This is a genomic window from Microcystis sp. LE19-8.1F, from assembly GCF_027531715.1.
Classification (GTDB): domain Bacteria; phylum Cyanobacteriota; class Cyanobacteriia; order Cyanobacteriales; family Microcystaceae; genus Microcystis; species Microcystis wesenbergii_A.
Genome location: NZ_JAPZSO010000125.1, coordinates 17,074 through 39,581, shown reverse-complemented (window position 1 = coordinate 39,581; position 22,508 = coordinate 17,074). Strand labels below are relative to the sequence as shown.

The 22,508-nt window shown below is 43.5% G+C and carries 17 protein-coding genes; 6 read left to right on the top strand and 11 right to left on the bottom strand.

Annotation, left to right across the window (positions count from 1 at the left end; translation table 11 throughout):
• Positions 1–233 precede the first annotated feature (233 nt).
• Positions 234–1,574 carry a 3-phosphoshikimate 1-carboxyvinyltransferase gene (gene aroA, locus O9334_RS12450; RefSeq protein WP_288000408.1) on the bottom strand — a complete coding sequence of 447 codons (1,341 nt, stop codon included), beginning with the start codon at positions 1,572–1,574 and terminating at the stop codon, positions 234–236.
• A 225-nt stretch (positions 1,575–1,799) separates the two neighbouring features.
• On the opposite strand from aroA, the gene O9334_RS12445 reads away from it, so the two are divergent.
• The 3 genes from O9334_RS12445 (at position 1,800) to O9334_RS12435 (ending at position 4,124) form a co-directional block, all read left to right on the top strand.
• Positions 1,800–2,342, top strand: coding sequence for a peroxiredoxin (locus tag O9334_RS12445; protein ID WP_288000407.1), 543 nt, complete (start codon positions 1,800–1,802; stop codon positions 2,340–2,342).
• Positions 2,343–2,353: 11 nt separating this feature from the next.
• On the top strand, positions 2,354–2,569 hold the full coding sequence (locus tag O9334_RS12440; RefSeq protein ID WP_288000406.1) for a hypothetical protein: 216 nt from the start codon (positions 2,354–2,356) through the stop codon (positions 2,567–2,569).
• A gap of 214 nt (positions 2,570–2,783) precedes the next feature.
• Entirely contained in the window at positions 2,784–4,124 is a 1,341-nt protein-coding gene (locus O9334_RS12435; RefSeq protein ID WP_288000405.1) for an AAA-like domain-containing protein, read from the top strand.
• A 466-nt stretch (positions 4,125–4,590) separates the two neighbouring features.
• On the opposite strand, the gene O9334_RS12430 is transcribed toward O9334_RS12435, so the two are convergent.
• Complete coding sequence (locus O9334_RS12430; protein WP_288000404.1) at positions 4,591–5,685, bottom strand: WD40 repeat domain-containing protein; 1,095 nt, start codon at positions 5,683–5,685, stop codon at positions 4,591–4,593.
• Between the two features lie 426 nt (positions 5,686–6,111).
• Between O9334_RS12430 and O9334_RS12425 the strand changes: the two genes are divergently transcribed.
• Together O9334_RS12425 and O9334_RS12420 are read left to right on the top strand one after the other, a co-directional pair.
• Positions 6,112–7,242 (top strand): glycosyltransferase family 4 protein, encoded by a 1,131-nt coding sequence (locus tag O9334_RS12425; RefSeq protein WP_288000403.1) that lies wholly within the window; start codon positions 6,112–6,114, stop codon positions 7,240–7,242.
• A 146-nt stretch (positions 7,243–7,388) separates the two neighbouring features.
• Positions 7,389–8,459 carry a glycosyltransferase family 4 protein gene (locus O9334_RS12420; protein WP_190380852.1) on the top strand — a complete coding sequence of 357 codons (1,071 nt, stop codon included), beginning with the start codon at positions 7,389–7,391 and terminating at the stop codon, positions 8,457–8,459.
• 221 nt (positions 8,460–8,680) lie between these two features.
• Here O9334_RS12420 and O9334_RS12415 read toward each other — a convergent pair whose 3' ends face one another.
• Positions 8,681–9,634, bottom strand: a complete 954-nt coding sequence (locus O9334_RS12415; protein ID WP_045361796.1) for a DNA-methyltransferase — start codon at positions 9,632–9,634, stop codon at positions 8,681–8,683.
• A 273-nt stretch (positions 9,635–9,907) separates the two neighbouring features.
• A complete protein-coding gene (locus tag O9334_RS12410) occupies positions 9,908–10,690 on the bottom strand; it encodes an MBL fold metallo-hydrolase (protein ID WP_045361798.1) in 783 nt (260 codons plus the stop codon).
• Between the two features lie 402 nt (positions 10,691–11,092).
• On the opposite strand from O9334_RS12410, the gene gnd reads away from it, so the two are divergent.
• On the top strand, positions 11,093–12,520 hold the full coding sequence (gene gnd / locus O9334_RS12405) for a decarboxylating NADP(+)-dependent phosphogluconate dehydrogenase (RefSeq protein WP_045361801.1): 1,428 nt from the start codon (positions 11,093–11,095) through the stop codon (positions 12,518–12,520).
• A 300-nt stretch (positions 12,521–12,820) separates the two neighbouring features.
• On the opposite strand, the gene rnhB is transcribed toward gnd, so the two are convergent.
• From rnhB to O9334_RS12370, 7 genes are all read right to left on the bottom strand, one after another.
• Positions 12,821–13,447, bottom strand: coding sequence for a ribonuclease HII (gene rnhB / locus O9334_RS12400; RefSeq protein WP_288000402.1), 627 nt, complete (start codon positions 13,445–13,447; stop codon positions 12,821–12,823).
• Entirely contained in the window at positions 13,444–15,603 is a 2,160-nt protein-coding gene (rne, locus tag O9334_RS12395; protein WP_288000401.1) for a ribonuclease E, read from the bottom strand. The genes rnhB and rne overlap by 4 nt, the downstream gene beginning before the upstream one ends.
• A 709-nt stretch (positions 15,604–16,312) precedes the next feature.
• Positions 16,313–17,830 carry an FkbM family methyltransferase gene (locus O9334_RS12390; RefSeq protein WP_288000400.1) on the bottom strand — a complete coding sequence of 506 codons (1,518 nt, stop codon included), beginning with the start codon at positions 17,828–17,830 and terminating at the stop codon, positions 16,313–16,315.
• Entirely contained in the window at positions 17,823–18,578 is a 756-nt protein-coding gene (locus O9334_RS12385) for a DUF2232 domain-containing protein (RefSeq protein WP_190381595.1), read from the bottom strand. The genes O9334_RS12390 and O9334_RS12385 overlap by 8 nt, the downstream gene beginning before the upstream one ends.
• Before the next feature lie 187 nt (positions 18,579–18,765).
• A complete protein-coding gene (locus O9334_RS12380) occupies positions 18,766–19,470 on the bottom strand; it encodes a Uma2 family endonuclease (protein ID WP_190381594.1) in 705 nt (234 codons plus the stop codon).
• A gap of 82 nt (positions 19,471–19,552) precedes the next feature.
• The gene (locus O9334_RS12375; protein WP_288000399.1) at positions 19,553–20,848 is read right to left on the bottom strand and encodes a CO2 hydration protein; all 1,296 of its coding nucleotides are present in this window, start codon (positions 20,846–20,848) and stop codon (positions 19,553–19,555) included.
• A 57-nt stretch (positions 20,849–20,905) separates the two neighbouring features.
• Positions 20,906–22,456: an NADH-quinone oxidoreductase subunit M gene (locus O9334_RS12370; protein WP_288000398.1), complete on the bottom strand. Its 1,551-nt coding sequence runs from the start codon at positions 22,454–22,456 to the stop codon at positions 20,906–20,908.
• Positions 22,457–22,508: the final 52 nt, after the last annotated feature.

Here is a 22,508-nt window from a genome sequence, read left to right as displayed (position 1 = left end):
CTTCCGATTTTACCACTCAATCCAAGCCTTTGGGGGGTTCTACCCCCCAAACCCCCCGTTGGGGGCGTGGCGCCGCCCCCAAACCCCCCCCGCATTAGTTTTTCGGTGGGATGCTTACACGCAGCTGTTGATACATTTGTCATCATTTAAGAGTCACTGATAATTGCTGATTTTCAGAAATACTGAAAATGTACCAGTTACCCCTCGCCCGTTCGCATAAAAACTTAATATTTTCACTCTTGACAAATTTGCTGTAAGGTGCTAACAAAATCGGGGTAGGAAATGCCGGCCGCTTCAGCGCGATGGATAGTGGTGGGTTGACGGCAATTGAGGGCAGCGATCGCTAGACTCATGGCAATGCGATGATCGGTAAAACTGTCCACTTCCGTGCCGAATAGGCCTGTACCGCCGGTAATCTCTAAACCATCGGGTAATTCCCTTACTTTTGCCCCTAGGCGATCGAGTTGGGTGGCCATCACCGTCAGGCGATCGCTTTCCTTCACCCGTAATTCCTCGGCATCCTTGATAATTGTCGTTCCTTGGGCAAAAACCGCCGCTACTGCCAAAATCGGAATTTCATCGATCAGACGGGGTATAATCTCACCGGCGATCGTGGTTGCCTGTAGTGGACTGGATTTCACCCGCAGATCCGCCACCGGTTCCCCCGTCACCACCCGTTGATTTTCGAGGGTGATATCTGCTCCCATTGCCTGTAAAACCTGTAAAACTCCGGTTCTAGTCGGGTTTATTCCCACATTTTCGATTAATAACTCGGAATTAGGCACGATTGCCCCCGCTACCAACCAAAAAGCTGCCGAACTGATATCTCCCGGTACAATCACCGTTTGTCCGGTTAAAGTGGGATAACCCGTCACCGTGACGCTATTAGTCTCCCCATCCACCTCAATATTTGCCCCAAAAGCGCGCAGCATCCGTTCACTGTGATCGCGAGATAAAGCGGGTTCCGTGATTGTGGTTTTCCCCTCCGTTAACAGTCCAGCGAGGAGAAGACAGGATTTTACCTGTGCAGAAGCGACGGGAGAATAGTAGTGGATCGGTTGCAGAGATTGCCCAGAAACGGCTAAAGGAGCCAAAGAATTGGCTTTTCTGCCCCAAATTTGCGCCCCCATTTCTTTGAGGGGTTTCACCACCCTGGACATGGGACGCGATCGCAGGGAAGCATCACCAGTAACGACAAAAAAACGATCCTGATGACCAGCCAATAATCCTAACATTAAGCGGATCGTCGTGCCAGAATTGCCCGCATCGAGGATTTCTAAGGGTTCCTCGAGATTGCCTAAACCCCTACCTTTGACGATTACTTTCTCGCTGTTGAGTTGGGAAATTTCCACACCCATGGCACGAAAACAACTAGCGGTACTGCGAGGATCTTCGCCTAATAATAACCCATGAATAACGGTTTCTCCTTCGGCGATCGCTCCTAACATCAGGGAGCGATGGGATATGGATTTATCGCCGGGGATAGTGATTTTTCCGCGTAATCCCGTGATTTTGGCTGGATCGATGACTAAATCTTGATGGGATTGAAGGGGGTTAAGGGTGACAATAGACATGATCGTTAGGCAGATGAAGACAAGCTCGATCTATTTTCCCCCTTTACCTCGCCCTTTCCTTGTCAAGTTATGTAAAGAATATTAAGCTAGGGTGACAGTTGATTGTTCTGGTGTGACAGGAACGAGGGAAAGGACACAAAGATCGATCGCTCCCGTATTAGGTTAAACTTATCACACCAAGAAACTGATAACTGATAACTGATAACTGATAACTGATAACTGATTATGTCTCGTCGTCAACTGTTGAGTTTTTTAATTGCAGTAATTCTGGCATTTTTTGCCTTTATTCCCGATGCTAACGCTTTAGGTGGCCCCCAACCCCCTTTAAATCAACCGGCACCCGATTTTACCCTACCGACTAACACGGGAGAAGGGAATATTTCCCTATCGGACTATCGGGGTAAGTGGGTAGTTTTGTATTTTTATCCCAAGGATTTTACCCCCGGCTGTACCCTAGAAGCGCGGCGTTTTCAGCAGGATTTGCCGAAATATAGGGCTAAAAATACGCAAGTTTTAGGGGTAAGTGCCGATGATGTCGATTCTCATGCGGAATTTTGTGACTCGGAGGGGTTAAAATTTCCCTTACTGGCAGATACTACCGGAGATGTTAGTAAAGCTTATGGTTCTTGGATGGGTTATGTTTCCCTGCGTCATACCTATCTTATCGATCCCGATGGGATTTTAAAAGAGATTTATTTAGGGGTAAATCCTGCCATTCACAGCGCCGAAGTTTTAGCACGTTTAGAGGAATTACAGGCGAGTTCTTGAGATAATTGGTCTTGAATCTAGAAATTATCTTGATAAAAGCTACCCGCAGCCGATGGGATAAAAAAAATCCCGACCACGATTTTGTTATCGGTGGGGGATATAGATTAACAACCTTAACCGAGATAATCAGGACTAATTACAATCATCGTCCTTATCACCCTTACAGTCACGGTTTTGTAAAATTAGCGGCGAAGAGGAACGGTCAAAATGGTTATCTTGACTATTAACCGCTAAAGTGTGAGGAAGAGAACCTAACAGCAAGGAGACCACAACAAACAAGGTTAACGAGATTTTCATGGTTTTACTCCCTTAGACACCATCAGGTAATTGACCTATTTTTACCATAGGGTTTTTCCGCTCGGATGTCAGTCCCATTGCCAAGAGGGAAAAAGGGGTTAACATGGAAAAAAAGGGAATATAAGTAGAATAAAGTAGAACGGGATGAAACCACAGGGATGGGACGAGTTTCTCAAACATCTAGCTAGAGAATACGGTGTTCAAGGCAAATTAAAGGAGATTTTTTTAGTTCGTTTTGCCTACGAAAATTGGCGCAAACCGGATGAGGAAATTTGGGAAATGGCCGAGGCTGCCAGCCATGAAACCTATAAAAAACAAATGACTAAAATCTATAGCTATTTCTCGGCAGATAAAGATAATGGCTGTCCCGAACTCGAATTAGGTAGTAAAGGGCCGGGTAAGTTCCAAATCCTCCGAGAATGGTTCAAAGATATCAAATATCCTGAATGGAGAAATCAACCCGTCCCGATACTAGCAGAAAAATCAGTTATAGATACTTATATTAGCCGCCCTCCCGTCGAAAGCGACTGTTATCAAGAAATTAATCGTCCGGGGTCACTCATTCGCATTAAATCCCCTGAAAAGACTGGTAAAACTTCTCTGCTTAAACACCTGCTCGCTCAGGCAGATAGTTGGGGACATAGCACAGTTTATATTAATTGTCAAGTGGCAGAAAAGGCGATGTTTGCCAGTTTAGACCGATTTTGTCGCTGGTTTTCGGCCAATGTTAGCCGAGAATTGGGTTTAAAGCCGCAATTAGATGAATATTGGGATGAGGAACTATTTGGCAGTTTAATCAGTTGTCAAACCTATTTTCAGTCCTATCTTTTGGAACAGATTAACGGGCCGCTCTTTTTGGCCCTAGATAATTTAGACAGAATTTTCGAGTATCCCGACATCGCTAGGGATTTTCTGCCGCTGTTGCGCTGTTGGCACGAAGAAGCTAATAATTTAGAAATCTGGCAGAATTTGCGGTTAGCGATTGCTAATTCCACGGAAATCTATATTCAATTGGACGCTAATCAATCTCCCTTTAATGTCGGCCGTGCGATTAAATTACCCGGTTTTAGCCTCGAACAACTGGAAAACTTGGCTAGTAGCTACGGATTGCCTAAAAATGAAGATAATCAGCGTTTTCTTAGCGATTTAATTGCTCTAGTCGCTGGTCATCCCTATCTTAGCCGTTTGGCCCTGGAAGCGCGGGTGCGCGGGGAAAAAAATATTCTCCCTAATGCTGCTACCCAAGGGGGAATTTATGCGGCACACCTGCGTCATCACTGGGATAGTCTGCAAAAACAGCCGGAATTATTGACAGCGATGGGGGAAGTGGTTAATTCTTCCGATAAGGGAGCGCGATTAGAACCGATTACTGCCTATAAACTGGAAAGTATGGGTTTAATTCAGTTAAAAGGCGATCTAGCCCAGCCTAGCTGTCAATTATATCAGCTTTACTTCCGAGAGGAACAGACCGGCAGCGATCTCTAGTAGATAATTATACTAAATCCGTTGAGTACAGGCTACATATCAGGACAGGCACTCATGCAAAGGGGAATAAATAATCAGTTTTTAATAACCGGATTTAGTATCACATTTGCAGAAATATCGACAATCAGCAATTATCAGTGACTCTTAAATTATTACAAATATATCAGCAGCCGCGTGTAAGCATCCCACCGAAAAGCTCATGCGCTCCGGGGTTTGGGTAGGGTTGATTCATGAATCAACCCTACCATGAATCAACCCTACCATGAATCAACCCTACTATGAATCAACCCTACCATGAATCAACCCTACTATGAATCAACCCTAGGGGTTTGGGGGGTTCTACCCCCCAAAAGCTTGGATTGAGCAATAAAATCGGAAGTAACGATAAATTTTGCCAGATAGTTTCCCTTTAAAAATCCCAACTTAGTAGATTTACAAAAATGAGATGCACCCGCTCAAAGATTGTTCAACTTGCTAAAGATTGTAGTTCGGAAGTGCCATAAACTCTCACGATTTTGTCTTGGCAGGCCGTGGCGATATAATTACCGTCGGGACTAAAACAAACCGAATAGATTTTCTGGGGATGGGGAATAGAAATAATCGCTTTTCCTGCTTTTAAATCCCATAATTTTAATCTTTTATCATCACTACCACTGGCTAATAGTTGATTATTAGGACTAACACTAACTGAATTGATATGATCACTATGTTCGCTGAGAGTTTTTACCTCTGTACCTCTTTTAATATCCCAGATTTTAATAGTTTTGTCTTTGCTGCCACTGGCTAAAAATTTGTTATTACTGCCGAAATCTACCGATAAAATACCTCCAAACCAATCGGAATGACCTTTTAAGGTAATACTGCTTCTTTCTCCCAGATTCCAAATAATTACCGTTTTGTCATTTTCGCCGCCACCACTGGCTAAAAGTTGACCATTTTGACTAAATTTAACTGTTAGGACTTTATCGCTATGACCTTGTAATGTGGACAGAATTTCTCCAGTTTTTACTGACCATATTTTCACCGTTTTATCTTCACTGCCACTAGCAATAATTTCCCCATCGGGATGAACAGCTACTGCTGTAACTTTGTCTTGGTGTCCCGTTAAGGTAGAGATTAATTTTTTAGTTTCTAGTGACCAAATTCTTACGGTTTGATCATCTCCTCCACTAATCAAAAATCCTTGACAGGGACTAAAAGCAACAGAATTGATTCTTTTATGTCTATGTCTTGAAAATATATCATCAATCTCCGAAACCTTTACTTGAGGAGGTTTTGAGAATATATCATTAATTTTAGGTATAGCGATTCCACCCTTATTTCCAAATATATTGCCAATCCCCTCCTCTAGATCTCCAAACATTTTATTGATATCATCTTCAAAAACTTCATCAATTTTTTTAGTTAAAGAAAACTTCTGATTTTTTCTCCATTCCCAGATTAGAATATTCCCATCATCTCCGGCACTAGCCAAAAGTTTACCATCTTGGGAAAAAGTTAGACATTTAACCTCACCTTCATGGCCTTCTAAGGATTTAAAAGATACTAAGCGATTAAACATAGTGAAAACATTAGTTAATCAAGATTTTTCGGCATTACCCGATCTTGCTTGTTCTGTAGGGGACTAAGCCATCCCTGAGATAACTTTTGAGAAATCTCCGATCACCACAAGTACGAGGAAGCCATTCTTCCATGATTATAACTAATTACAGCGTTTCTCGTCAAGGAGATTCATAGCTTATAAGTACCCGTTGACAATCATAGTAATAGGATGGGTGAGGGGACAATAATTGAAAAAATTGCCCGATAAATTAAGTATTCGCCGTAACCTAGCCCAAAAAGGCTGCTATTTAGGGGCGCTATAGGGTAAGATTAACTATTAGGGTGGAGTTTATTGCCGATTTTAATCTTGTCCTAAGCGAGCAAAATTGACAATTGAATCTGTAATTTTAAAAATATCTATCCCGTCAATCTCATCTAACCACAAATGCTTAAAATTTTAGTTGATGGTACACCGATAAGACAAAATCCTAGTGGAATTGGATTATATGCTTATCACCTGATTGCCGAATTAGCTAAATTACAAAACCAAGAAAACTTTTCCCTGTCCCTCTGTTTTCAACCATCGGTAAAAAACTGGCTGCGGGGTAATCTTTCTATCCCCGAAAAACTGCAATCCTATCCAGAGGTTAAATGTTTACCAATTCCCGTCAGTCTTAGCAATATCTTAACCAGATTTCCTAATCCTCTAATTCCCTATCTAGAAAACTTTCTTGATTCTCCCGATATTCTCCACGGATTGGATCATGTGGTGTATCCTTGTCGTCAGAGTCGCAAAGTTATGACTATTCATGATGTTACTTTTATTAAATATCCTGAGTTTGTCACGGGGATTGTCAAAACCTACACCCAACGGATTAAACAATCTCTACAATGGACAGATTTAGTTATTGCTAACTCCGCAAGTACCAAACGAGATATTATTGAATATTTAGATGTAACCCCAGAGAAAATTTTTGTTACTCCCCTCGCAAGTCGTTATTCTTCCCTCCCCAATTCTCCCTCATCTCTAACCATCACTAAACCCTATTTACTCTTTGTTAGTACCCTAGAACCACGAAAAAATATTATTAATCTTATCAGTGCTTTTAACTATCTCAAGGACAGGTATAAATTAGACCATAATCTGATTCTGATTGGCAAAAAAGGATGGAAGTATCAACCAATTTTCGATAAAATATCTCAGTCTCCCTTTCGAGATAGTATCCAACATCTTGATTATCTTGCTGATGACTTAGTTGCGGATTATTATCAAAAAGCCGATGTTTTTGTCTATCCTTCTTTTTACGAAGGTTTTGGATTACCAGTTTTAGAAGCGATGACTTTAGGTTGTCCTGTCGTAACTGCTAATACTGCATCCTTACCCGAAGTCACGGGAGACTCGGCAATATTAATTAATCCCGATAATCCCCTAGAAATTGCCGCAGCAATCTATCAAGTTATTAGTGATACCTCTCTCCGTCAAGAATTAATCACGAAAGGAAAAAAACAAGCAGTAAAATTCTCTTGGCAAAAAACCGCACAAGCTACTATAAAAGCTTATCGTTCTCTTTTATAATAAGTAAGTAGTTATAATTAAATTGAAGATGGATACCCCCTTAATCCCCCCTTGATAAGGGGGGTGCGGATCCCCCCTTAATCCCCCCTTGATAAGGGGGGTATCTGACAACTTTTAACACCTACCTGCTTAACTAGCTAATATCTATGAATAGGAATAATCAATTATTAATCAATCTCGCTTTTCTCGGTACTAAATATACTGGATTGACTACCTATACTAAAAATCTAATTCCCCAATTAGCTAACTTAAATCCTACCCTAATCACTTCTAATAGTTACCCAGATTTTAACACCTATCCTGTCTCGGCAAACCTCACCCAAGAGCAGGGAACCAAAGGCAATATTAGGCGCTTAATTTGGACAGAAACCCAACTCTATCAAACCTATCAACAATTGCAGTCTTCCCTACTATTTACCCCCATTCCCGAAGCACCTATTTATGAAAATTGTCGCTATATTGTCACAGTCCATGATTTAATTCCCCTGCGATTTCCGAAATTTTCTCCCCTAACTTTTTATAATAAATACTATTTACCCCAAGTCCTGAAAAAAGCCACACATATTATCGCTGTTTCCCAAGCAACTGCCTCCGATATTCATAAGTTTTTTAACATACCTCTTGACAAAATAACCGTGATTCTTTCTGGATATGATTCTGATAATTTTCGTCCTCTAAATCTGGCGACTCGTCCCTATTTTATCTATCTTGGTCGTTATGATCCTCATAAAAATATCGCTCGTTTAATTACTGCTTTTTCCCAAATCGATCCCGAATATCAATTATTAATTGTCGGTCAATTTGACCCCCGTTTTACCCCTACTCTACAGCAACAGGTAGAAGCATTATCAATCTCTCAACGAGTGCAATTTTTAAACTATGTTTCCTATGAAGAATTGCCGCAACTTTTAAACCAAGCAACTGCTTTAGTTTATCCCTCCCTTTGGGAAGGTTTCGGATTACCTGTACTAGAAGCGATCGCCTGTGGAACTCCTGTAATTACTTCTAATCTTTCCTCTCTCCCAGAAGTCGCAGGAGAGGCGGCAATTTTAATTAATCCCTATAGTATCGATGAGATGAGAGAGGCAATGCAGCAAATCGCCACCGATGAACAATTACGCCTAAAATTAAAGTCCCTCAGTCGTCAACGCGCCGAGCTTTTTAGTTGGGAAAAAACGGGACAAGAAACCGCCACAATTCTGCAAAGTTTTCTCTAAAAATGGTGATAAAAAAATTTATCAATCATTGTCAGATGAGTTATACTAAATCCGTTGAGTAACGCACAGAAAACGGGTTTCTCGGAGAAACCAGTTTTCTACTCATGCAAAAGGCAACAGGGGGAATAAATAATCAGTTTTTAATAACCAGATTTAGCATCAACTCATAGTAGATGGATTCATGAATCCACCTACTTGGGGGGGAGATTTAGTATGACTTCCTATATATTACTATGCCATTCTTCGGGAATTTGAGCGACTTTTTCCTTACCAGTAGGCTGATGAATAGGTTTTCCTAAAGGACGAATTTTGAGATTTCCTTGCCAATAAGCGGCGATTCTTTCCTTGGCAATTTTCACATATTCTGCTTCTTTTTCACTCCCCATCACTCGACGATTGTGCATAATACTAGCAATCAGAGAAGTTCCAACCCCAGCAAAGGGATCAAAAACCCAATCCCCCTCATTTGTCAAGGCTAAAACACATCTTTCTACTAATTCGATCGGGTATTGACAAGGATGAATAGTTTTCTCTGGATGATTAGATTTAACGTTAGGAATATCCCATAGTAACTCATCCCATTCTTGTGCTAAAAACTCCCAAACATCGCTGGGATTTTTTCCTAAAGGATTACCAGAGGGTTTACCGATATTTTTACCTTTAAAATGGCGCTTACCAGGGTATTTAGCGGGAATTCTCACCGGATCAAGATTAAAGGTATATTTATCGGTTTTTGTCAACCACAAAATAGTTTCATACCTGCCAGAAAATCTTTTAGAGGTATGTAGTCCATGGCCAAAATGCCAGACAATTCTATTTCTTAAAAAGAAACCCATTTGTTTAAATAGCTGATAATAAAAAATATCTAAAGGATAAACTTCTCCCTCTTGAACGAAATTTCCCACCTGCCAGCAAATACTGCCATTATCTTGCAAGATTCTAGAGAATTCTCCCAGACTTTTGGTTTGGGTTTCCAGATAAGTATCCAAAGAGATTTTTTTTTCGTAGTCTTTTCCTAAATTGTAGGGAGGAGAAGTAATAATCAAGCTCACAGAATTATCTGGTATAGTCTTGATAAAATTATTGGTATCTCCTTGATAAAGAATTATTTCGGCATCAGGTTGATAAAAGTCTCGCACTGATTTTGACTGAGAAAATAAGGGCAACTGATTCATAGACAATTTAGCAGAGAAGAGCCACTTTTAATTAGGGTTTGCGGCAAAAAGTTTTTCCTGGGGGCAGGGTGTAGCCCCCCCTGCCCCCCCGACATCGGGGGGGCAGGGGGGGTGTGGGGTTTTACCCATTTTACATCCAATATTCAAGAGAGCCAGTTTTTTCAAATAATTAATGTCATCTGTAGCCAGCAAAGATATAACAAAAATTCTACTTTTTTAGATAAAAATCGGGAAGAAAGTTTTAACTTTTTTCTATTCTTCCCTCAATTGAGATTAGCTCAAACCAGGGACGCACTCGCCTAATTCCACCGTAAAAGGCTGCCAGGGACGAGGATCAATTACTTTTGTCGGCAAAGCATGGGATGTTAATAATTCTTGAAAAGATTCGGGACTACCCCCAGCACTTAACACCGCCATCAATAAACCTTTAAACTCAATATCACCGCCGGCAGCCGTAGAAATAATATATTCGGGCTGCAAGCGTTGACAGACTGCTAAGGCGCTTTCTTGTCCTTTGATTACCGGTCCGAGGAAAGGTATTTTTAAGTCAATCAAAGGGGTGATAATCACGGAGATTTTCCCGAGAGAATCGAGGCTAGGAGAATGATAACCGTGGGGTTCGTAGTAGATACTCTGATTTGTCGCTAATTCCTTGATAACATAACCATTTTCCACCAGAGTCGGCCCGACTGGAGAACCGGGGACAGCAGTAATTTCGATCGCATTGTCAAAGATATAACTAGCACCGTGGGTTAAAGGGATGCGATGGGTATAATTGAGCGCTCGAACGACTTTTTCGGCATTAGGAGAAGCTACCACGGGAATTTGGCGATCGAGTACCTGTAAAGTAGGAGGATGGGCGTGATCTTCTAAACCTTGGGAGAGAAGAATCAGATCGATATGTTCGGGAATGGCATGATTAGCGGTTTTTTTGCCCTCAAATAGCCAAGTTAAATTACCAAAAGTCAGGGAACCTACCAACCAAGGATCGAGAAGCAGGCGTTTTCCCCCGATTTCGATTAACCAAGAATTACTATCAAGCCAAGTTAACTGCATATAACAAGAATGAGGATTTTCTTAATTTAATTTAACATTAGCATTAACTTTTCTGCGCTTGGGGGTTTTTCAGTCATCAGTGAAAACACAGCACTGTTAATGCCATTTATAGCAGTTATCTTAATGGTGAGGCAGGAAGTCTCTGGTTTTAGGGAACGGGCAACAGTAGCCAGTCGTCAGGGGGTGATACCAAATTAGGTTACACTTCATCTTGAGGAGAAACGCTGTCACACTCCTCACTCAATGCCGGTCACTGAAAACCCAAATCTGATCACTGATTACTGATTACTGATCACTGATCACTGATTAGTCAAGGCTTAAGAAATAGGGAAAGTTTAGCTATCTTAGGGAAAGTAGGCGCTAAAAGGGGAGGAAGAACGCATCAGCCGAGACTGAATTTCTATGACTAAACGTACCTTCGGTGTTATCGGACTAGCTGTCATGGGAGAAAATCTCGCTCTCAATGTGGAGAGTCGGGGTTTTCCTATAGCTGTTTACAATCGCACCGCCAGCAAAACTAAAGAATTTATGGAAACTCGCGCCGTCGGCAAAGATGTCAAGGCGGCCTATAGTTTAGAAGAATTCGTCCAAATTTTAGAGCGTCCCCGCAAAATCCTGGTCATGGTAAAAGCTGGCCCGCCGGTGGATGCCGTGATTGAACAATTAAAACCCCTTCTCGAAGAAGGAGATATGATTATCGATGGCGGTAACTCCCTCTACGAGGACACGGAAAGACGCACCCGGGACCTAGAATCGACCACTAAACTCGGTTTTGTCGGCATGGGAGTCAGTGGTGGCGAAGAAGGCGCTCTGCACGGTCCTTCCCTGATGCCGGGGGGTACAGAGTTCGCCTATCGGGAATTAGAGCCGATTTTAACCAAAATTGCCGCCCAAGTCGATGATGGTCCCTGTGTCACCTATGTGGGATCCGGGGGGGCGGGCCATTATGTGAAAATGGTTCACAATGGCATCGAGTACGGCGATATGCAGTTAATTGCGGAAGCCTACGATGTGCTGAAAAATGGTCTAGGACTAAGCAATCAGCAGTTACAGGAAACTTTCGCCGAGTGGAACCGCACCGATGAGCTTAATTCTTATTTAATTGAAATTACCGCCGATATCTTTAAGTATGTTGACCCAGAAACCGGTCATCATTTGGTAGATTTAATCTTGGATTCGGCGGGACAAAAGGGAACAGGACGCTGGACCGTGTTAAGTTCCTTGGAGTTGGGGGTGCCAATTCCGACCATTTATGCTGCGGTTAATGCTCGCGTTATGTCCGCTTATAAGGATGAACGGGTGGCAGCCTCAAAAGAGTTACCCGGACCTGGGGAAACCTATCCGGGGGATGCGGCACTATTTGTGGATAAGGTGCGTGATGCTCTTTACTGCTCGAAAATGTGTTCCTATGCCCAGGGTATGGCCTTAATCGCTAAAGCTTCTCAGGAGTTTAACTATAATATCAGTCTGCCGGAATCGGCCCGCATCTGGAAGGGCGGCTGTATTATTCGCGCCGGTTTCTTGGATAAAATTCGCAAAGCTTTTGCGGAAAATCCGGGGCTGCCGAATTTGTTGTTAGCACCGGAATTTAAGCAAAGTATCCTCGATCGCCAAGAAGCCTGGCGTGAGGTGTTAGTCTTGGCTAATAAGTTGGGAATTCCCGTCCCGGCTTTTAGTTCTTCTTTGGACTATTTTGATAGTTATCGTCGGGCTAATTTACCGCAAAATCTCACCCAAGCACAACGGGATTATTTTGGCGCTCATACCTATGAACGTACCGATAAACCCAGAGGTGAGTTTTTCCATACGGAATGGATGACTGAATTGTAAAGCCATCTGATATCTTCTCCCCTTTTTATTTACGTTAAAAAGGGGAATTTTTGGCGATATTTTTCTGATTAAGAGTTAATAAGTACCTAAGCAAAATTAATTACACATATCTAACCACCTCTTGCCTCTTGCCTCTTGCCTCTTGCCTATCTTCACTAGGAAATTAATTTTGCACGACTACTTACCAAATCCGTTTTTAATAGTGTGATTAACTCTCAAGTTATGAATTGTTTCTCCCCACACCCCACACCCCACACCCTGCCACCAGGAAAAACTTTTTCAGCATACCCTAACTATCGGTTAAGAAATTTCGATAACCCTTGGGCAAATTGTTCGGCAGTCATGCTCCAACCTCGGTTGACAGGGACTAAAAGAGAGCCGGTGCTGAGAAGTAACTCCATAGTTGCCAATCGCTTCTAGGTGTTGAGCAGTGCCATAACCCTTGTGACGAGCGAGTCCATAATCGGGATAGCGTCGGTGCCAACGAGTAATTAAGTCATCGCGCCAGACTTTGGCCACGATACTGGCCGCCGCAATTACCGGGGATTGTTGATCTCCCTGAATTACCGCCTTTTGGGGGATTGACAAATCTTTAATAATGTGCTTGCCATCGACCCAGCAGAGATTGGGGGAAAGGGGTAATTTCCCGATCGCTCTGCTCATTGCCAGTAGGGAAGCATGAAAAATATTCAAGCGATCGATCTCTTTCACCGTAGCATAACCGATGCGACAAACAAAATCCCGTTGTATTTGCCGGCTCAACTTTTGCCGTTTTTGGGGGCTAAGTTGCTTACTATCCTTCACCCCCAACTCCCACAGCCGTGCAAAACCAGAGGGGACAGTGACCACTACCGCCGCCACCACGGGGCCAAATAAAGCCCCGCGCCCCACCTCATCGACACCGGCAATTAAGGGTTCTGCGCTCATGACTCATCGACAGTGGCGGAGGAACGACGACGACGACGACGCAGCACCGCGGTTTCAGCCTCTAGTTGTGGCTCCTCTGTCACCTCGGCGCTCACCGGGGTCTCTAAAGGAATGACTTCGCCCAGAAAAACTGGAGTTTCGGTCGTAATCGGTTCGGGCGTAAAAGTCACTGGTGGACTAGCTTCTTGGTTGATTTCCTGACTAACTTCGCTAGTGGTGGAACGACGACGACGGCGCACCAAGGAACGATTTTCGGCTTCCTCGCCGGTTTCCGTCGCTTCTACCGGGGTGTCCTCGACTTCTAGGGTAGGAGTCAAGGATATTTCAGGAGTAACAGGCATTTCTGGGTTTTCCGCTTCTCTTTCCCCTGCCAGTTTCACGGAAACAATCACCGATTTCGGGTCTTTAAACTCCTTATCCACCAGAATCAGGGGAGAAATGCCCATTAAAGAATAAACTTCCTGTTCTACCGGGGTCATTTCCACGGAAACCCGCTCCCGTTCGCTGACGGGGATATTTTTGGCGGCGCTGGCATCTTCTCCCCGTTTCGAGAGACGGGCGGGGCGTTCTCGTTTTTCCTCAAAGCGTTGGGGTTCTGATTCCGGCTCGATTTCGTTGTTAACACCGTTAGTAGAGGCTTTTTCGCTCCGTTCCTCTTTTAGTAACAGTTCCGAGGGACGACGGCGACGGCGACGGCGAGAATTATTAACCTGTTCTTGATAGTTGGGATGGAAGGAAAGATCCATCCCTTGGGCGTTTTCTTCGGCCTCAAATTCGGAGAAAACTTCTAGATAGGGTTCGGCCGCCGCAACGCTAGGAGCGCTCTTATCGGATAGAACTTTTGTATTAGTCGGAGCGACGATAAAGGTTTCTTTTTCCGCGCGGCTAACGGTGGGGGTTTCTAGGGCGATGGCGTTGCCTTCTCCGGGTAGATGGGCTAAATGGCCCAGTCCGCCGCAATGGTCACAGGTTTTGCCGAATAATTCATAAATGTTTTTCCCCTGACGCTTACGAGTTAATTCCACTAACCCCAATTCCGATAATTGGGCAATCTGGGGCCGGGCCTTATCGCTTTTCAGGGCCTTATTAAACAATTCCAGCAGTTTCAACTGGTCGCGACGGGAATCCATATCGATGAAGTCCACCACCACCACACCGCCGATATTTCTCAAGCGCAGTTGTCGGGCGATTTCTGTGGCGGCCTCGCTATTAGTCCAGAGTACGGTTTCTCGGGCCGTGGCCGAACGGGTAAAGGAACCGGAGTTAACATCAATTACCGTTAAAGCTTCCGTCGGTTCGATGATAATGTAGCCGCCGGAGGGTAAATCAACCCGGGGTTTGAGGGCCTCGCGAATGGCGGCGTTAACCCGGAAATAGTCGAGAATTGGCTGGGTTTCCCGATGGGAGTCGATATAAACCCCTTCGAGAGCTTTGCCGCCGCCCCAGTTCGTCAATTGCTGTTTAACTCGTTTTACCGCCACCGGGTTATCCACAACAATGCGATTGACATCGGCACTGTACATATCCCGCAAAACCCTTTGAATAAAGTCATCATCGCGGTTAAGCAGGGCCGGGGCCCTGGTGCTGACGGCCATCTGTTGGATGCTCTCCCACTGTTTTTGCAGAAATTCCAAATCCTCGATAATCGCCTCTTCCGCTTTGCCTTCGGCCTCGGTGCGTACCAGCAACCCCATCCCCGCCGGTTTGACCAAAATCGCTAAAGCTCGTAAACGGGAGCGCTCGTCTTCACTGCGGATGCGACGGGAAAGATTCACCCCGCGACCATTGGGCATCAATACCAGATAACGACCGGGAAGAGTGACATTTCCCGTTAGCCGCGGTCCCTTGTTACCGGTTGGTTCCTTCATTACCTGTACCAGCACTTTTTGCTGGGGGGCCAGTAATTCGGTGATAGCACCGGCGGTTTTTTTCAGTCTTAAGGGGCCTAGGTCGGTGACATGAATAAAGCCATTGCGTTCCGCATCGCCAATATTGACAAAGGCCGCATCTATCCCGGGGATGACATTTTCTACTAATCCTAGATAGATGTCGGCCACCTGCTGATTACCTGTGGCTACAACTAATTCCTGAATTTGATCTTCCCAAAAAACAGCCGCTATATGGTGTTGTTCGGCTATGATTATTTGTTTTGGCATTCAATTTCCTCAATCTTTCGGTTTCAAAAGCGACGGACCATGGGCTATTTGTCTATGCTTTGAGGCTACTTCTGGAAATCTGGTCTTGTTAAGAAAGTTCTAAGAAGATGAGTCCGCATCGTTAAAGCCTCATCTTGATGTTCATCTGCCCCCCAGACGTGGGAACTGAGTCTTGGTTTCAGTTGTTAAGTCTGTTTGGCAAGTGCCGGCTTGACCCACAATTAGGTAAGCACAGCCAGGAGACGAGATTTTCAATTAATCCCTGAGTCTTGCTCGATAACAGCATTTTTTATCCGTTTCCGCCGGTTCTGTCTATCAGAATCTAGGAAAAAAGGAGTTTTTGAGTTACTCCCCTCGGCAACAGGTTTCTGTGGAAGGGAAAATAGCGCACTTTTCGATTTTCCAAAAACCACGATTCTTTTAAGAAATGCTTTAATCGAGTCTTATAGACGACTATAACTCACTCGGTCACTCTCTGACAAGATGATAAGTAGTCGTGCAAAATTAATTTCCTAGTCGAGACTCCGAGACAGGAGACTCCGAGACAGGAGACAGGAGCAATGATAGGCAATAAAACAGCTATAAAAAGCTATATAGCCGACTTTTCAGGCTAAAATTCCCTTTTTATCTCCTTTTGGCTTTCTCAAGAATTAATCAACCCGCCGGTCTAGTTAGGATTATTCATGAGATGACCGCATTGACGGTTTCCTTAATCCCTTAATTCCCGTTCAGGCAAGGCGATAACGTTCAAAATTCCCTGTAAATCGGCTTCTGACTCGATTTCTAGCAATTCTTGCAGGTAGGGACGATAACGGTATAGTCGATAACCTTTCCCCTCTAACCATCGGGCCACAGCTAAATTACTGCCTTGATTACCGGCAATATTTTCGTAGAGAATAATCGGGGCAAAACGCTCAATTAAAAGTTGACTACCTTCTAAAACCAGTACTTCGTGGCCTTCCGCATCAATTTTGAGTAAATCCACCCTTTCTAACTGATAGGTATCAATTAAACTATCGAGGGTAAAACAGGGAACTGCTTCGTAATTGTCTGACTTTAATTGGGCTGCATCGGTAACGACTTCATTTAATTCACTAGCTTGATTAAGGGATAAATAAACATTTCCCCCTTGATTACTGGCCGCTCCTCCACAGGGATAAACCCAAGAAAATTGATTAACCCGACAGGTTTCTTCTAGCAACTGGATACATTGGGAAAAAGGTTCGATAGCGATAACTTTTCCCGTCTTACCGACTCGATGAGCGGCACTGAAAGTATAAACTCCAGCATTTGCCCCCACATCAATAACCGTCATTCCTTCCCTAATACTATGGCGCCAAAATTCCATTTCTGCTTCAAACCAATCCCCTTGGGCGAGTAAAACTCCCGTGACAAAACTGCGAAAACTTGCTTCTACAGCTAGGGTAATATCCCGATCAAAATCGAGATAGGTAAAGGGCTGATTTATATCTAAATTTGTCCAACTTTTCCCCGTTACTTTCGCTGTTTCTAACCAAAAATTAGCTAATTGTTGTTGTCCTAATCCCCGATAGGCTAAATAAAGAGCTTGCAAATTGTCGGCATCTTCCGGATCGAGATTAACGGCGCGATGGAGATGAAATAAACCTTCTAGCTGTTGATTAATTAATTTGGCGATACCTAATTGACGATTGAGATGACAGGAATTGGGGTTAACATGATTAGCTAATTCCAAAAATCTTACCCCATTTTGATTATAAAAAGCTAGGGATGAACGATATAATATTTCTGTAGATAAGAACAAGGTCTGCTCGCTATAATTAGCGGTCTCCAATAAATCCCTTAATAACTCCCGTTGGTTATGGGCAGGAAAATAATAAATTAACCCCGGGGGATAATTAGCATTCACCGATGATAGCACTTGGACTAAAGCATTAAAAGCATTTTGTGCCGCTAAATCTCGATCGCCTACTAGATAATAAACTAGAGCTAAATGGGCAGTAGCGAGGGGATAAACCGCCATTTCTAGGACTCTTTGTAGAGATTGAAAAGCCATCTCCACATACATCGATCGCATTGGGGAATTTTCCGCTTCAATTAAAGCCATCACCGCACAGTTATGAAAATCTAAAGCTGTTTCTGGTTCATCCCAATTAGTAGATAGATTTTCTGCGATTAAAAACTCTCCATCCATTGCCGGATTAATTGACTGGAGATACTGACGATAAAGCGCTAAATAATCACTCATAATCTAGTATGGCCTGCACCCATTTGGGCGGACGAGAAATCGGATTACCAAGGCGATCGAGAACTAATAACGCCACTAAATGCACGGCAAATAAGTATAATAAACTATTGACAAATATGCCCACAACTGCCACCGATTGCACTTGCAGCAGCGTCGGTTTAGCGAGAATCCCTAACCAGGTGAAAATCCAATCGATAAAATTAGTCGCTTGGGTAATCACATATAACCAGAGATTTTCGCCTAAAAGAATTGAAAACAGCCAAAAACGAAAGAATAAACCAAAAGCCCCTAACAGTCCCCCAGTCAAGATAGAAAATTCCCAGCGCGCACCCCGGCGCCAGCATAGCCCCAATTGTAACCCCATCAAGCCGTGGGGAATCAAAAAGACGATACTGCGAGTCGGTCCCATTAACACCGACAAAAGTAAACTAGAAACTAATGCTGTCATGGAAGCACAACGAGCGCCCCAACGTAAATAGGCTAAAGCGATAGGAATCGGGAAGAAAACCCTTAATAACGGTCCGAGGGGAAAATAATAGTCAATTAACCAGATTAAACTGGTAGCACTGGCCAAAAAAGCCGTCTCCACCGTGATCAGGGTAGCGATAGACTTGAGAGGAGATGGTTGGATAGGTTTGGCAGTGGGTTTATCTAGGGGTTTCCCTTCTTCCCCGAGATCTACCCAATTGGTTTCATCTATTGTCTCTTCTGAGGATTGAGCGGGAGAATTAGCGTTAGAATCATTCATTCTATCAGTTATCCGGTGGTCGGGACGGGTTGGCCAGCTATTCTTAGCTTAGACTTGTGACTCCCAGTCAGGCAAGAGGCAAAAGGGGGAATAAATAATCAGTCTTTAATAACTGGATTTAGTATGAGGTGTTAGGGGTGGGGGAATTTACGGAAAATTTCCCTGTTTTCACTGAAAAAAAACGGCTCTAAATACCTTCTAAATCGGCTCCTAACTCCCGTAAACGAGATTTTAGTTGTTCTATTTGTTGTAAAGCTAAAACCTTCTCTTGACGTTCCTGTTTAGCCACTTCTGCGGGGGTAGGAATTAATTCCCCCTCCCTATTGAAATAGCGTAATTGTTGTTGATAAATACCTAGAAATAAGCCTAAGCGATCGCTCCATAACCAACCCCGGTCCGTCGGTTCAATTGCTTGATATTGCCCTTCCATTAGCCGAAATCCTTGTAATTCCAAAGTTTCAGGATCGAACCAAAAATAATCGGGAGTGCGAAAAATATCTTGATAAATTTGTTTTTTCTGGCCGCGATCTACCTTGGCGGTACTAGGAGATAGAATTTCCACGATAACATCGGGATATTTGCCCCCTTCTCCCCAAACTACCCAACTTTTTCGATCTAAGCGTCTTTCTGTTCCCAAAACGACAAAAAAATCTGGCCCGCGAAAATCCTCAGATTTTTTCTGATTAGGACTATAATAAATGCTCAAATTAGCGGCGGCAAAATAATCATTGCGATCTTGCCATAACCATTCTAAACATTGAAGTAAAATCAGAATTTGTTGTAAATGAGCGTAGCTTGCCAAGGGGGGTTCCTCACTCCAGATATCCCTGGGGGGAAATTTTACCTCATCCGCACAAGACTCGTTATTATCGATGATGGGAAAAGTGGTCATCTTTTTTGAGGTTGGGTGTCGGCCATCTGATTATATCAAAAAAGGTGGGCGATAAACCCACCAGAACAATAACCCAAAAACCTCAACGATAATTAGGACTTTGGATATCTCTAAGACGCGCTTCGGGGCGTTTAAATCTGTCCATTTGTGCCTCAAAGAATTGACGATTTTTAAGTAAATGTCTGGGATTAGGATCATCGAGGGGATAGAGTAAAGCAGTGCGTAGAGCTTGAATAACTGCCGAAGTAACATTATACATCGATCGCTGGAAACTAATACCCAATTGAATCAAAATATCGTCTTCCCCCCGGCAGTGTTGCTGATAGTAATCGATCAGATATTGGGGTAAAAAATGATACATATCATCCATTAACAAAGTGGGAGGAATTCCCGCAGTACCCACGGGGAAAACATCCGCGTAAAGAATGCCATAGTGAAAGTCTTTTTGTTCGTAGGGAACCTGTTTGGCTTGGGCATTATAGGACTTTGTACCCCGGAAGGGAGCAGTACGATAAAAGACCGCTTCTACATAGGGTAAAGCCGCTTCATAAAGCCAAGTAAAAGCCTTTGATTTGGGGATAATTTCGTAGCATTGACCATCAATATAAACGTGATGGTAAATTGGACGGCCGGCGATGGCAAAAATACCATTAACGAGGAAATTCATGGCATCAGGAACACCTTTAAAGCCGCCTTCATCGTAGATATCGGACATCTCGAAAAATACCGGGGCCATCACTTCCCAGAATAGTCCTAAATTAGAGTAGTAGGACATCATCCGCACCTGTTCCAAGAACATATCGGGGAACAGGTCATAAAGTTTCATCATCACGGGGTTTTTCTTGAAATAGGCCTTAATAGCGCGGTCGGCATTTTGGCGATATTCTTCTGAATCAAGATAGGCATCAAATAAACCCCAACCCATATCGCGGCCATGCCACAACATGGCTTGCATACAAGCTTCGGCAAATTCCATATTAACGCGGTCATGCCAGAGGTGATGGATTAATCTGGGCATTTTTCTGGTTTTACCTTTATCCATGAATTCTAACAATTCAGGGTGAGCGGAACCCGTACCGCGCCAGATGCGTAAATCGGCATTATCGCCAGCGTAATGATTTTGTAGGTCTAGGTATTCTTGGGGCAGAAAATATTTAAAAAAGGGCAAAGGATCGAGGAAAACTCGTTCGGCAATATAGAGCAGATCTCGCCAATAAAAATCCATCGGCACGGCATAAGCTTTATAAATGCCGATAATTTGCATCAGGTTTTCGGGAGTATCCGGCAACATGGAGCCACCGGCTTCTAAACGGTGGATAATGTTGGCAAATTCGTGAGTAGAAGGGGGAATTTTGGCTTTGATTAATGTCCCAGTCATAGTTTTAGGTAAAGTAATTAGCAGCGGTTACAATAATTCGGAAACAGCAAGGGATAACTAACTATTACTCAAATATTTACCCCGATTCAACCAGTTGGTTTTTGAGGACTTTTGCGAAGATTTTTTGAAGACAAAACTAGGTTTTGCTTCCCCCGATAAGCTGGCAACCATCGAGTTAGTGGTGGGTTCAATCCAACGGACTAAATAATTGGGTTGAATACCTAAAAAGACGATTAATACCATTAGGACAAAAGCGGGGATAGTTTCCGATTTCAAGACTTTGGGATAGTAGGCAAGTTTATTATCCAATTTACCAAAACAGGTGCGATTAAGCAGGATAACAAAGTAAACCGCCGTTAAACCGGAAGCGATGATACAGAGAACCGTCTGCACGGGAAAACGGGAAAAACTACCCTGAAAAACGATAAATTCCGCCACAAATCCCACTAATCCGGGGATCCCAGCACTGGCCATACCGGCGAGAATTAATAGGGCGCTAACCAGGGGTAAACCGCGAATTGGGTTCATTAAACCGTTTAAAACGTCTAAATCTCTAGTTCCGGCTTTGCGTTCGACGATGCCCACCAGATAGAATAAGAGGGCGAGAATAAGACCGTGGCTAATCATTTGCGCGACGGCACCAAGGACGCTTAAACCCGTGCCGGCCGCGGCTGCTACCAGTATATAGCCCATGTGACCGATCGAACTGTAGGCCACCATGCGTTTAATGTCTTTTTGGGCAATAGCGCTCAAGGCCCCGTAAATAACGCTAATAACGCCGATAATTGCCAGTCCGGGGGCGATTAAAGACCAAGTTTCTGGGAATAATTGCAGACCAAAGCGAACTAAGCCATAAGTACCGAGTTTAGCGAGGATACCACCTAATAAAATTGCTGTAGCGGGGGAAGCTTCCGTATAGGCATCCGGTAGCCAAGTATGGAGAGGTACGAGGGGAATTTTGATGCCAAATCCCACTAACAGCAGAGTTAAGAGCAGTAACTGGGTTTTTTGGGAGAAATCGGCGGTGGAGAGGGAGGAATAGTCAAAAGTACCACCGTTGAGGAAACCTATGCCTAAAAATGCCGCTAGGACTAATAACCCGGAGACAGCAGTGTAGAGAAGAAATTTAATCGAAGCATAGCCGCGTTTTTCGCCTCCCCAGATAGCAATCATCAGATAAAAGGGGATTAATTCTAGTTCATAGAAAACGATGAACAGCAGCAGGTTTTTAGCCATTAATGCCCCAGAAACCCCGGCGTTAATCAGGAGGATTAGGATGTAATAAAGTCGGGGACGCTCTATTTTTTCTTCGCTACTATAGATAGCTATTCCTGTCAAGAAACAGTTTAAAATAATTAACGGTAAGGACAAACCATCGACTCCGAGGTTATAACTTAAACCGATTGGTTTTGCCCATTCGCGGTATTCAGAAAATTGAAAGCCATTACTGGTTAAGTTATATTGGGTCAGCAGATATAAAGACCACAAGAAGACGGCAGCAACAAAAAAGAGGGTAATTTGACGTAATTTTGCTGGGGCGAATTTATCGGGGAAAAGACCGACGATAATTGCTCCAATTATTGGCAACCAAAGCAGGGTACTGAGCATATTGGTATCGATCGAATTTATAATGACTGGGATGAGAAAAGGATTAGCCAAA